The sequence below is a fragment of the Maribellus comscasis genome (assembly GCF_009762775.1).
Taxonomy (GTDB): domain Bacteria; phylum Bacteroidota; class Bacteroidia; order Bacteroidales; family Prolixibacteraceae; genus Draconibacterium; species Draconibacterium comscasis.
Map to the genome: position 1 here is coordinate 4,498,513 of NZ_CP046401.1, position 12,368 is coordinate 4,510,880.

The 12,368-nt window shown below is 38.6% G+C and carries 12 protein-coding genes; 6 read left to right on the forward strand and 6 right to left on the reverse strand.

The window, feature by feature from the left end:
* Positions 1 to 2: 2 nt before the first annotated feature.
* Together GM418_RS17825 and GM418_RS17830 are read left to right on the forward strand one after the other, a co-directional pair.
* Complete coding sequence (locus GM418_RS17825; protein ID WP_158868604.1) at positions 3 to 1,748, forward strand: phospho-sugar mutase; 1,746 nt, start codon at positions 3 to 5, stop codon at positions 1,746 to 1,748.
* Positions 1,749 to 1,778: 30 nt separating this feature from the next.
* Positions 1,779 to 2,531, forward strand: coding sequence for a 3-keto-disaccharide hydrolase (locus GM418_RS17830; protein ID WP_158868605.1), 753 nt, complete (start codon positions 1,779 to 1,781; stop codon positions 2,529 to 2,531).
* 49 nt (positions 2,532 to 2,580) lie between these two features.
* Here GM418_RS17830 and GM418_RS17835 read toward each other — a convergent pair whose 3' ends face one another.
* The gene (locus GM418_RS17835; RefSeq protein WP_158868606.1) at positions 2,581 to 3,861 is read right to left on the reverse strand and encodes a hypothetical protein; all 1,281 of its coding nucleotides are present in this window, start codon (positions 3,859 to 3,861) and stop codon (positions 2,581 to 2,583) included.
* 150 nt (positions 3,862 to 4,011) lie between these two features.
* On the opposite strand from GM418_RS17835, the gene GM418_RS17840 reads away from it, so the two are divergent.
* From GM418_RS17840 to GM418_RS17855, 4 genes are all read left to right on the forward strand, one after another.
* Complete coding sequence (locus tag GM418_RS17840) at positions 4,012 to 5,100, forward strand: hypothetical protein (protein WP_158868607.1); 1,089 nt, start codon at positions 4,012 to 4,014, stop codon at positions 5,098 to 5,100.
* A 25-nt stretch (positions 5,101 to 5,125) separates the two neighbouring features.
* The gene (locus tag GM418_RS17845; protein ID WP_158868608.1) at positions 5,126 to 5,971 is read left to right on the forward strand and encodes an alpha/beta fold hydrolase; all 846 of its coding nucleotides are present in this window, start codon (positions 5,126 to 5,128) and stop codon (positions 5,969 to 5,971) included.
* A 109-nt stretch (positions 5,972 to 6,080) separates the two neighbouring features.
* Complete coding sequence (locus GM418_RS17850; protein ID WP_158868609.1) at positions 6,081 to 6,767, forward strand: nitroreductase family protein; 687 nt, start codon at positions 6,081 to 6,083, stop codon at positions 6,765 to 6,767.
* Positions 6,768 to 6,783: 16 nt separating this feature from the next.
* Complete coding sequence (locus GM418_RS17855) at positions 6,784 to 7,227, forward strand: DsrE family protein (protein ID WP_246222743.1); 444 nt, start codon at positions 6,784 to 6,786, stop codon at positions 7,225 to 7,227.
* A 110-nt stretch (positions 7,228 to 7,337) separates the two neighbouring features.
* Here the strand turns inward: GM418_RS17855 and GM418_RS17860 are convergent, their stop codons facing one another.
* The 5 genes from GM418_RS17860 to GM418_RS17880 form a co-directional block, all read right to left on the reverse strand.
* Entirely contained in the window at positions 7,338 to 7,736 is a 399-nt protein-coding gene (locus tag GM418_RS17860; protein ID WP_158868610.1) for a YciI family protein, read from the reverse strand.
* A 43-nt stretch (positions 7,737 to 7,779) separates the two neighbouring features.
* Positions 7,780 to 8,379, reverse strand: coding sequence for a peptide-methionine (S)-S-oxide reductase MsrA (msrA, locus tag GM418_RS17865; protein ID WP_217447510.1), 600 nt, complete (start codon positions 8,377 to 8,379; stop codon positions 7,780 to 7,782).
* 186 nt (positions 8,380 to 8,565) lie between these two features.
* Positions 8,566 to 9,141: a hypothetical protein gene (locus GM418_RS17870; protein ID WP_158868611.1), complete on the reverse strand. Its 576-nt coding sequence runs from the start codon at positions 9,139 to 9,141 to the stop codon at positions 8,566 to 8,568.
* 374 nt (positions 9,142 to 9,515) lie between these two features.
* On the reverse strand, positions 9,516 to 10,844 hold the full coding sequence (locus GM418_RS17875) for a c-type cytochrome (RefSeq protein ID WP_217447511.1): 1,329 nt from the start codon (positions 10,842 to 10,844) through the stop codon (positions 9,516 to 9,518).
* 21 nt (positions 10,845 to 10,865) lie between these two features.
* Entirely contained in the window at positions 10,866 to 12,281 is a 1,416-nt protein-coding gene (locus GM418_RS17880; protein WP_158868612.1) for a c-type cytochrome, read from the reverse strand.
* Positions 12,282 to 12,368 lie beyond the last annotated feature (87 nt).

The window sequence follows — 12,368 nt, forward strand, 5'->3', positions numbered from 1 at the left end:
ATATGGAAAATCAGGAATTATTGCAGGAAGTAAGAGAAAAAGCTAAACAATGGTTGTCTGACACCTACGATGAAAATACACGCAACGAGGTTCAAAAATTGCTGGAAAGCGAAGATTCGTCAGAACTGATTGATTCTTTTTATAGAAGCCTTGAGTTTGGAACAGGTGGGCTTAGAGGAATTATGGGAGTGGGAACCAACCGGATGAATATTTACACTGTTGGTGCTGCAACACAAGGATTAAGCGATTATTTAAAACAAAATTTTGCCGGCCTTGACGAGATAAAAGTCGCCATTGGCCATGACTGTCGTAACAACAGCCGTCTGTTTGCCGAAAGCAGTGCAAAAATTTTTGCTGCCAACGGAATTAAAGTTTACCTTTTTGATGATTTAAGACCAACACCGGAACTTTCATTTGCGATTCGTGAATTGGGATGCCAAAGCGGAATTATTCTTACCGCATCACATAATCCGAAAGAGTACAATGGATACAAGGCATATTGGGATGATGGTTCACAAATTGTTGCTCCGCACGATGTGAACATTGTAAACGAGGTTGCCAAAATAAAACCTGAAGATATTAAATTCGACGGACCGGATGAACTGATCGAAATCCTGGGCGACGAAATGGATCAAAAATTCCTTGAACAGGTAAAAACTGTTTCTATTTCTCCTGACGTAGTTGAAAAACACAAGGATATAAAAATTATTTATACACCGATTCACGGCACTGGTGTAAAATTGATACCGGCAGCCTTGCGTAAATTTGGTTTTACAAACATCATTAACATTCCTGAACAGGATGTGGTTAGTGGCGATTTTCCTACTGTTGTTTCACCCAATCCTGAAGAGCCCGCAGCAATGGAAATGGCTACAAAAAAAGCAGCTGAAATTGATGCCGATGTTGTGATGGCTTCAGATCCTGACTCTGACAGGATTGGCGTTGCAGTAAAAAACGACAAAGGGGAGTATATAATTGTAAACGGCAATCAAACTGCACTCCTTTTTATTTATTACATCATTACAAAGATGAAAGAAGCGGGTGCGATGAAAGGCAATGAATATATTGTAAAAACAATTGTTACAACTGAGTTGATTGCAGAAATAGCTAGTAAAAACAGCATTGAATATTTTGATGTGTATACCGGATTTAAGTTTATTGCAGAAATTATTCGTGAACTGGAAGGCCAGAAAAAATACATCGGTGGAGGAGAAGAAAGTTTTGGTTTTATGCCGGCCGATTTTGTCCGCGATAAAGATGCGGTTTCTTCGTGTGCTTTGATGGGAGAAATAACAGCATGGGCAATCGACCAGGGAAAAACATTGTTTGAGCTTTTGCAGGATATTTATCTGGAATATGGCTATTCCAAGGAAAAAATGAAATACATCGTTCGGAAAGGAAAATCGGGAGCCGAAGAAATTCAGCAAATTATGGATAATTTCCGTTCAAATCCACCAAAAGAACTGGGTGGTTCAAAATTGGAGTGGGTAAAAGATTATTCAACTTTAGTTGCTAAAAACCTGATAAGCCCCAAAAATGTAAAAATTGACCAGAAAATTACGTCCAATGTACTTCAGTTTTTTACAGAGGACGGAACAAAAATTTCTGTCCGCCCGTCGGGAACAGAGCCCAAAATTAAGTTTTATTTTGAGGTAAAAGGTGAGTTGAAATCAAGGGCTGATTTTGACGCGGCAGAAGAAAAGGCAGAGGCAAAAATTGATGCGATAATGGAAGAATTAGGACTTTAATTTTAGATATTACCTAAAAAATACTAAATCATGAGAAATTATATTTTAACCTTTTTACTGCTATTTTCAGCAGTTGTAGTTATGGCTCAGGAAGAGCCGGTAAAAATGAAACCGGAAATGACCGAAATATGGGATCCGGAAGTGAGCGTTGTAACACCGGGAGAAACTCCTGCCGACGCACCCTCTGATGCGATTGTTTTATTTGATGGTGTAGATCTGGAGAGCGAATGGACCAGCGCTGACGGAGCAAAACCCGGATGGACAGTTGAAGATGGTTGCGTTACGGTAAAAAAGGGAACCGGGGTTATTAAAACCAAACGTGTTTTTGAAGATTTTCAGTTGCATATTGAGTGGCGATCTCCTGCCGAAGTTGTTGGCGAAAGCCAGGGACGCGGAAACAGCGGAATCTTTCTTCAGGAATTGTACGAAGTACAGGTCTTGGATAATTACGACAACCGCACTTACCGCAACGGACAAGCCGGGAGTTTATATAAACAACATCCTCCGCTGGTAAATGTTTGTAAAAAGCCAGGCCAGTGGCAAACCTACGACATTATATACACAGCCCCGCGGTTTAATGAAGACGGAACTTATTTTACTCCGCCAACCGTTACGGTTTTGCAAAACGGAGTATTGGTTCAGAATAATGTGAAGCTGCGCGGACCAACTGAATACATCGGAATTCCTGAGTATTTTATTGAAAAACATGGCCCTAAGGGTATTGTTTTACAGGATCATGGGAACCCGGTGAGTTTTCGTAATATTTGGATACGGGAATTGTAAACAATAGTTCTTTTTAATATTCGAAGCCTGAGGGAAACTTCAGGCTTTTTTATTCAAAATCCTCTGAAAAAACCAGCTTTTTTTTGTCGTCGTACAATCGTGCATAATCGATGGCACCGCTCCCGGCAAAATTGTAGTAAACCCCTTTTATCTTCCCGTTACTGGCCTCGTACGATGTTTTATAAATTTCCACACCATTCAAAAAAATGGTCACTACTTTATCTCTGAATTCCATTTTTACATCGTTCCAGGCATTTAAATCGGTTCCAAACGCCGACAAATCATTGTTTTGCCCGGAAACATAATCATTACCAAACTTTAAATATAATCTGCCAATACACCCCGGATCGCAAAGTTGGAGAAAGTGCCGGCCATACTCACCAAAAATGGAGACTTCACATCCCTGACAAACCGTGGCGCCTTCCTCCAGATTATTTTTGAGCCGTGTTTCAAATGTGAAATTATCACTGTCGCCGCTAAAATTTTCATTCACATAATAAAAACAGGTATTATGGTTATTGTTTGATAAATCGATGTTGTAATTTTTAACAGTTTCGGGCGAAATATAGATCTGTCCGTTTGAAATACAATTTTCCTTCACATAAATTGGGATGATATCGTTTGCCGGATTTTGAATTACATTTAACCATCCTTCGGTGGTGATGTAAACCGGAATTTCTTTTACGAGCTGGTCGTTAATTAACAATTTTGCCCTGTGATATCCCGGGTAATAATAGACCGACGTAGAATATTTTTCATTTTTTTTGATTTCTGCACGTCTGCGAGTGTCCCACGATTGCTGAATAAAAGCACTGTCGAAATCATACATCGAGATATCATAGTCAAAAATCACAGTATTGGGTAATCCTTCACTTACATTTTTCCTGCTCGAGAATTTTGCTTCGGAGTAACTTTGTGCAGGTTGACTCTTTAGCATTAACAGGATTGCAAAAAATAACACAATTGCTGCAACAGGAATGTAAATTATCTTTTTTGTCCATTTAAATTTTCGTCTGGGAATTTTCTTTTTCTCCGGTATTGGATTGTCAACAGGGATATTTGTTTTGAAATCGTACCAATCTTTGTAGCCTACAAATTGCGCCAAAGCGTTTAGCGTATTTTTTTGTGGTATTTTCTGAAATTGGTTTTTGCTTATCCTTTTAAGAGTGGAAACGCTCAAACTTATGCCGGTCTTTTCTTCAATCTGAAAACTCAGGTTTTCAAAATCGCGTTGTTGCCACTGTCCGGGTACGGCTAATTGAAACTCATCTGAAATTTTTTGAGTGATAATTTCGATATAAATTTTTTCCCGGTCAGTATCGTTTTGCATAATGCGTGTTTTTTCTGAGGTCTAAATTAACAAGAACCTTTGAATTTTTTAAATATGAATCAACTTTGATTGGATTTTGATTGCGTTTTGACTGCTGGTTTTCTGTGCTATTCCTGAACTTTGTTACAGAAAATCAAAATCAAAAATATCATGAAAACAATTTTTTATCTACTGCTGACGACTCTTAGTTTTTCTCTTTGTGCCCAGAATTCTGCAAAGTTAAGTGGAATTGAATGGCAACTTGAAGGGAAGGTTATTAATGAAAATTACAAAGGAAAAGACTGTCTGAAAACCGATGAAGGCGTTGCCATTGGCAAAGGTGTAAATTTTAAAAACGGTACAATCGAATTTAACATGTGTATTCAACCGGGGCGTGGATTTGCCGGAATTCGTTTCCACGGCGACGGTCTTGCGGACACCGAGGAGTTTTACATTAGAAAACATCAAAGCGGAAATCCCGATGCAATGCAATACACTCCGGTATACAACGGAAATGCAGGCTGGCAATTGTATTACGGCGATGGCTACGGGGCAGCCAAAGAACATGTTTTTGACGAATGGTTCAAGATTAAACTGGTTATCTCCGGAACCCGTGGTGAAGTTTACATCACCGACATGGATAAACCAATTTTGGTGATTCACGAACTAAAATTAGGTGAACGCGATGGCAAAATCGCATTTTACGGTCCGGCGCGTTTTGCCGGCGTTAAAGTTACAAACCTCGACTCGCCGGAGTTAAACGGAGAATTTAAGGAGATAGTAAAAGCAGATAAAGAGGTTATTCAAAAATACAAGGTTTCGGAGTTATTTGATATGGGAGCTTTGATTAATGAAAATCTTCTTCCCGCAAATTTTGTTCAAAAACTCCGGTTCAAAGAATTTAACACCGAAGCAGACGGTCTGCTTAACATCTCTCAAACAGGAGCTTTGGGCGAAAAGAAGAATGCTGTTCTTTTAAAAATTGATATTACTTCTGAAACCGATTTGGTAAAGATGATGAGTTTTGCATTTAGCGATATCGCTAAAATTTTTGTAAACGGAAAAGCAGTATGGATTGGCGCGGATATTTACCGAAGCCGCGATTACCGCTTCCTTGGAACCATCGGGTATTTTGACTCCGTTTATCTCGACCTGAAGAATGGCAAAAATGAAGTGATTGTTATGGTTGCTGAGAACTTTGGAGGCTGGGGATTTAAAGCCCGGTTCGAAAATTTGAATGGTGTTGAATTAATTGATTGATACTCAGTTTTTTAAAGTAGAGGCAATGAATCCGATTTTAAAAAAGATATTCATATTTGTATCCGTACTGTTACCGCTTCAGCTATTTGCACAAATACCGTATGGAAACAATTCTGAAACCGGGAAGTATGTTCAAACCAAAGACGCAAAAATTTATTATGAAATTTACGGGAGTGGCAAACCTCTTTTATTGATTCATGGCAGTGTATATGGATACATCAATGAATTTGAAAATATATTTCCTCTCCTGACCAAAAATCATAAGGTTATTGCGGTTGCTTTACGCGGCCACGGAAAATCTGAAATTGGAGACAGGAATTACAGTTATGATTTATTTGCTCAAGACATGATCGCGGTTTTAAATGCAGAAAATATTGATCGTATTGATATAATGGGATTTAGCTCAGGAGCGATTACCGCTGTTGAATTGGCTGCAGATTATCCGGAACGGGTAATGAAAGTTGTAAGTATAGCTGGTGCACTTGGCACAAAAGATAAAACTCCGAAAAGAAAACAACAGCAAAAGGAAATGACTGCAGATGAGTTTGTTGCTGCCAACAAAAATTTTGTAGATAGCCGTAAAAAGTTGATGCCGCAGCCCGATCGCTTCACCGATTTTTACGAGAAGCTGATGAAAGTTAATGATGATCCTGTCTGGATAAGCGAAAAGGCTGCCTCTGAAATAAAATCACCGGTATTGGTTGTTGGAGGAGACAGAGACGGATATTTCCCGGTGAAAGAATTTTTAAGAATGTATTCCATTATTCCCAATTCAAAATTATTAATTCTTCCGGATAATGGTCATGTCGGTGCTTCTCAAAATAAGGCAATGTACATCGATTTTGCCCTTCCGTTTTTAGAAGAGAATTAAATATAATTACACACAATTAGACAAAAACAATGAACAACTGTACTGACAATTTCTGAGGAAATCATAGCAGAAAATATGTGGGTGCAGTTGGGCTATTAAAACAAAACAAATGAACAGAAGAAACAGTTTGAAGGCAGGAGCTTCGGTTCTTGCCGGCCTGGCCATTGCGCCTGTAGTTGGCGCAGCAGGAAGAAATTTTGTGACACCACCAGAAGATTCCTTTTGGGAAGTGGTGGCGAAACGCCGTTCTGTCCGCGCATTTAAACCGGACCCGGTTCCGGAAGCAGATATGAATAAAATTATCGATGCAGCCCGAATGGCGCCAACCGCAGGAAATCAGCAACCCTGGAAATTTTTAGTTATTAACGACCGGGAAAAAATTGAGGCGTTAAAGGCGGCAAAACTAAAAGAAACAGAAGCTTATTTAAAAGACTCAAAGAAACTTTCGGGCGAAGAATTAAAAGGGCAACTAAAACAAACGGACGAACAACTGAGCAAAGGATACTTGTCGGCTTCAACGTATATTGTGGTTTTAACCGACAACAATAGCAGTTACCCAAGTTATAATCATTACGACGGCCCGTTGGCAGCCGGTTATTTGATGCTTGCTGCACGCGCCCTTGGCTATGGAACTGTTTTTATTACCGATTCATTTTCTGAAGAGTTAACAAAACGCGTTTTTAATATTCCTAATGAATATATCAGGGTTTGTTTTACTCCGGTTGGCATTCCGCTTGAATGGCCGGATAAAGAGAAGAAAAACCTTGAGGAATTCATCGTAAAAGAAAAATTTTAATCCTAAAAATAAAAAAATGAAAAATCGAATCTTTATTTTAATGTTTATTCTAATTGGCTTTTCTTTTGCCGGATTGGCAAATGAGCCTTTTATTGAATCAGAAAATCAACAGGAAGAAATCCCCGCATCGGAAAAACTTGTCGTTCTTTGGGCTAGTGGCGACAAAGAAGTTGCCGAAAAAATGGTGTTGATGTACACTTTTAATTCCAAACGATTTGAGTGGTGGAAAGATATTACCTTGGTTATTTGGGGACCATCGCAAAAAGTTTTGGTTGAAAATCCGGATATTCAGGATTATGTGAAAAAAATTATGGAGCAGGGAACGGAAGTAAAAGCATGTAAGGGCTGCTCGGATATGTATGGAATCTCGGAGAAGTTGGAAGAATTAGGCGTTGAAGTAAAATACATGGGCGAAATAACAGATTATATGAAAGAAGGCAGACACATTTTATCGTTGTAAAAGGATATAAAAACAAAAACCCGGGTTTTGTTTAAACTCGGGTTTTGTTAATTACCGGTCGATCTTGATAATTTCAATAAAAAAGGTTTGTGTATTTTTCCAAATAGCTACTATTTAATTACTGTTCCTTTCGCGCCCCACCAGTAAAATGCGTTCATCCGCAGCCGGTCTGATTTTACCATTGGGTCTTCCCCTTCCAGTTTTAAAGCTTCATCAACAGTATCAACATCAAAAATTAACAGCCCGCGGTGTTCTCCTCCTCCTTCAAACGGGCCGGCAACTATAAGTTTTCCTGACTCCGCTAAATTGTTTAAATGAGAAAGGTGTAATTCCTGAAATTGAGCAGCTTCTGTTGAATCTTTACTTTTTGTTTCGCCACTTTCAAGCAACATAAAAACATATCTTTTCATAGTATATGTTGTATCTCCCTCAGTATGAGAAAATTCGCGTTGGGAAAACGAAGAAAGTGAGTAAGTTGCCAGAAAAAGGACAAAAAGTACTTTTTTCATTGTAAACTGTTTATGCTATCTAATTTAAGAAATATTATTTACATCAGTTTTGTTTTTTTACCTTGTCTTTAAAAATCTTTTGAAATTTTTCCACTTTTGGTGCAACTACAAACTGGCAATAGGGTTGATTTTTGTTTCTTTCAAAATAGTTGATGTGATAGTCTTCTGCAATATAAAATCTCTCAAACAGAGTAACTTCTGTAACAATAGGGGAGTCGTAAACTTTCTCTTTTTCAAATTCCTGAATAATCTCCTCCGTAATTTTCTTTTGTTCCTGGTTATGATAAAAAACAGCAGAACGATACTGTGTCCCCACATCATTTCCCTGTCGGTTCAGTGTAGTCGGGTCATGGGTCATAAAAAACACTTCGAGAATTTCTGAAAAGCTTACTTTATCAGGGTCGTAGGTAACCTGAACAACTTCAGCGTGTCCTGTTCTCCCGGTACAAACTTCTTTATATGAAGGATTTTTGACGTGTCCCCCACTGTACCCCGGTTTTACATCAACAACGCCGTTTAATTGCAAATACACTGCTTCTGTACACCAAAAGCATCCTCCGCCAAGCGTAGCTTTTTCTAAATTTTCCGCCATAATTTCCGTTGTAAATAAGAGTAATATCAGTATGACTATTCTTGTTTTCATAAAGTTAAATTCATTTCAAAAAGTGTGAATACTTTTTCTGCATAAAAAACAAAATTGTTCTGAGTGGCCTTAAATTGAAACAATACTTGCTTTTTTATCAACAGAAATCTATTTGTATTCGCCAACTAACTATTGAGCGTTGTTTTTAAGATAACAAATTAGCTTTAAGGATGTTTTTGATTGCAATCAGATCTGATGGCTTTGAAAAATAATATATCCATAGAGGGCAAAACGCAGAAATCGGAACAAAGCATATTTCAGGTACCTTTTGGATGGGTATCCCGCGGAACCAATTAATAAGCTAACAGCCGACCAGGGCAGGGGAGTAAGCGCGGCAACGATTATCAGGAACAGGCCATATTTGTGGATGAGTGGCCATTGTTGGCTAAAGAATTTTTTTCGGATAAAACGAAAGCTTGTTTTTTTGAAAAAGAATTGTCCGATTAAAAAAGTGACATATCCCATCATATAGGAGACCACAGCAAAAAAACCGACATTTAAAACATAGTGAAGAGTGTCGGCTTTGTTAAAAGCCCAAATCATAAAAATCTCAGGAGGAATTACGCCAAAGAAAAATTCCGAAGCAGAGTAAATTAGATAAATTATTTCAGGCCGGGCATAAAATTGCTGAATCCATTCATCGGAAGCATTTGATAAAACCAGTTTTTTAAATAGAAAATAAGCGGCCAGAAGTAGTGCCATCCAGGCCAAACCTTTTAATCCATTTTTTATTAAGAATTGAATACGCGGACTGATTTTCATACAATAATTCCGATTTATCGAACAACGAAGTTATAACATTTTTTAGAACTGAAAGTTTTGTCTTTTTTGCTGCGTTAAATTTGTTTAAGTATCGTCCTTTACCCGGTTTATTGGTTCTTTGTCTCAGATTTAGATGCCTGATTGTAAAACTTCACTGCTCTTTACAAATTACCGGTTGGAACTTTACGCCGATAGTACCCATCTTTTTTATATCGATTAACAATGCAAAATTAATATGTCCCCGTTGCTTAAATTTGAACAATTATGGCATTTTAACAGAAATGTATTTTAGTTGCGGGAGGTAGTTATGTCGAAATTTTGAAGGACTCAACTTTGGATACTCCATATTTACACCAATGATTGGTATTTGTCGGCTAATTCCAATCTTTTTGTAAAACAAAATTTGAAATATCGGTAAGTTGCTGTTCGCTTAGATTAGGAAAACCTGTCATTGCAGGGTAATCCATCCTTTTTCTTCCGGGCTTTTTTATCCACTGTTTTAGTCCTTCGATGTTTCCGTCGTATACGGGAGCAGCTTCCGCCATCGATGGCCCTACCAAACGCGTATTTGCAGCATGACAAACTGCGCAGTTGTTTTTAAAAAGCTCTTCACCCGGGGTGATTGCTCCTTCCTTTGTTTCAACTGATGGCATTAAAACATTTTCATGTGCCTTTTTTACGGCTCCCCAGTGTGCAGCGGTCCGTTCTGCCATCATCGTTTTATGGGTTTTTAATGCCGATTCACGATACATGTGTCGTCCTGTTCCCATAAATGCCACGAGAATGGTGAATAAACCCAAAATAAGATAAAAACGTCTGCCAATTGTTTCATTTTGTTTTATCACCTTCCAAAGCTGCAAAAGAATAATAACAGCCACTGTTACACCTGCCAGAATTACCCAGAATAATCCCCATGTTACTCCTTTTGTGGGTAAGGTTAAAAATAGAAGCGGTCCGAAAATAAACTGAAACCCCGTGGCAGCGAGCGCCAGTGTCAGCATACTTTTTCGCAAATCAGCTTTTGTTATGTGTTCGAACTTCGATTCTGTATTGTAACTTTTTCTTCCAAAATAAACCGCCAGGAACACGCCGGTTATTGCAAGGCAGGCGGTTATAAAATGGAAATATCGTGGAAACACATTGGGCAGCGTGAGGGCACTAAAAAATCCCTGTACCTCACCCCATTTTTCGGGAAAAAGCATCAGGTTAATGTTCGTTAAAAATATAAATGGAATCATTAGAAAACTAAAAACACCAAGTGCAAGAATACTGAGGTGCAGGGTTTTGTTTTCGGCCAGCTTGTCCCAGGAATATTTGTGAAGGTATATCAGCAGAAAAGCGACGGAAACCCATGGAACAATTGATATCCACATGTTTCCGGTTAAAGCATTTGATGAATAGAAATACAAGGTATAAAGAACGTTTATCGATAGTAAAGGTGCAACTCCTAAAACTACTGCCAGACTTTTATTTACCGTAATTGTTGCAGCAATTTCGCGGGCTAGTTTGTCGTCGTCTTTGTTTTTTAAACCTTTCCACTCATACCAAAAAGTAAGAATACTTCCACCCACCATCAGATTGATAAAAAGTATGTGCAGAAGAAATGAAAAAATTAAAATAGCTACCAATATCCATTCGGGCAGTGGCAGTGGCAGAGGAATATCCTTGGGAACGGGTATTTGTGTAATTACAGCATTTATCATGGTTGATTTGGTTTTATCCGGTTAGTATTTGATTTCTTTTACATCTACGCCTTTAATTTGCGGACCTTCTAGTGGTTCAGGCTCAGCCTGCTGGTGCTGGATATACCAGGCAAGCGCATCCAGCTCCTTGTCGTTGCCCGGGAATGGCGGCATGTAGTACCTCACATTATGCATCGATTTCATGTAAGCTTTCATCGCTTCCACATTTAAAGGATTTTCTGTGCCGTACATTCTTTCGAAACGGTTAACTACCGAATTTACACCGTGTGTTGTGTGACAACGGGTACAGGCCAGGTTAAAAACTTCTTCTCCGGCTTTTAACCTATTTGCGTCTGTTATTTCTGAAACGGATGAGTAAGGCGAATTTTTTAATAATCCGGTTTGCTGATATAAGGGATATTCCTCAACCAATATTCCATTGGCATACATGTAATCGCCAATAACATAAGGTTTTCGTATGAATTCGCGTAAACGTTCAAAGGTTCCTAAAAACAGGATGGAGGCAACTACAGGAATAAATAAAAGGTGTTTAGGCAAGCGCCTGGGTGCAAATGTTCCGAGAATACTTACTGCAAAACCAATGGAAACCACCACAATCATTACCGTTAAAAGTGAATCGTACCAGTCCTGAAATTGTTGGGTTCCAAGTGCAACAGGCAGATTTCCAATCATTGATCTGGGAATAAACCAATAATAAATAAAAGCTCCTGCAGCCGCAACAGGGGTCCAAAGCAATATCCAGAATGAAAGGTTTTTAAGCAGGCCGGGACGATATGGATGGCCTCTTTTCAGGATGTAAGCAGTTATCAGAAGTGCTATACAACCTGCCATCATCATCGCAATCGGGGTGCGGAAAATAAGTTGCGGGAAATATATTGGGTTGGTAAAACCACTAAACAATGTTTTATGATTTATCCAACTTCCCGGATCCATCATAAAACCGAGAATAGCAACAATAATAGCCATGGTAAGCCAGGAAAAAATACTCAGCCAAAGCCCAAATAAAATATGTTTTCTTTTTCGTTTTGGATTTTCATTGGAGCGTTTCCAGGTAAGAAAATAGATCATAATAAATACAACTTCCAGTACAAAAATGATCCACTCTGTAAACCAGGCAAAATAGAATACCCGGATTAAACTGCCAAGCGATGCCGGATTGGCAAGTGATGCAGCAAACCAAATTCCAACACCAGTCAATGCACCTACTGTTGTTGTGATTATAAAAGCGGTAAAAAGCAGCTTTCTTGCGGTTTCGTCCCAGGCTGCTCCCTCTTCAGGATTTACTTGTTTTTTCTGATATCCCCTGAATTCCAGAAATGTAACCAACGGGGCAAATCCCACAGCCAGTGAGTGGTTGATTACAACATGTAAAATGGCAATTAAGGCAACCAGCAAACGGTTCCCCATAAAATCGAGATGAAATAGCGGAAAATCCATTAATTAGCAATTTTTGATTTTGCTATAAAATATACTAATAATTTTTCTCCTAATAAATAGATTGTCTGTTTTTGTTTTAATCTTTTG

Bases quoted from the DNA above. Each gene is read 5' to 3' on its own strand.
- GM418_RS17825 (WP_158868604.1), top strand. From the start codon at position 3: ATGGAAAATCAGGAATTATTGCAGGAAGTAAGAGAAAAAGCTAAACAA.
- GM418_RS17830 (WP_158868605.1), top strand. From the start codon at position 1,779: ATGAGAAATTATATTTTAACCTTTTTACTGCTATTTTCAGCAGTTGTA.
- GM418_RS17835 (WP_158868606.1), bottom strand. From the start codon at position 3,861: ATGCAAAACGATACTGACCGGGAAAAAATTTATATCGAAATTATCACT.
- GM418_RS17840 (WP_158868607.1), top strand. From the start codon at position 4,012: ATGAAAACAATTTTTTATCTACTGCTGACGACTCTTAGTTTTTCTCTT.
- GM418_RS17845 (WP_158868608.1), top strand. From the start codon at position 5,126: ATGAATCCGATTTTAAAAAAGATATTCATATTTGTATCCGTACTGTTA.
- GM418_RS17850 (WP_158868609.1), top strand. From the start codon at position 6,081: ATGAACAGAAGAAACAGTTTGAAGGCAGGAGCTTCGGTTCTTGCCGGC.
- GM418_RS17855 (WP_246222743.1), top strand. From the start codon at position 6,784: ATGAAAAATCGAATCTTTATTTTAATGTTTATTCTAATTGGCTTTTCT.
- GM418_RS17860 (WP_158868610.1), bottom strand. From the start codon at position 7,736: ATGAAAAAAGTACTTTTTGTCCTTTTTCTGGCAACTTACTCACTTTCT.
- msrA (WP_217447510.1), bottom strand. From the start codon at position 8,379: ATGAAAACAAGAATAGTCATACTGATATTACTCTTATTTACAACGGAA.
- GM418_RS17870 (WP_158868611.1), bottom strand. From the start codon at position 9,141: ATGAAAATCAGTCCGCGTATTCAATTCTTAATAAAAAATGGATTAAAA.
- GM418_RS17875 (WP_217447511.1), bottom strand. From the start codon at position 10,844: ATGATAAATGCTGTAATTACACAAATACCCGTTCCCAAGGATATTCCT.
- GM418_RS17880 (WP_158868612.1), bottom strand. From the start codon at position 12,281: ATGGATTTTCCGCTATTTCATCTCGATTTTATGGGGAACCGTTTGCTG.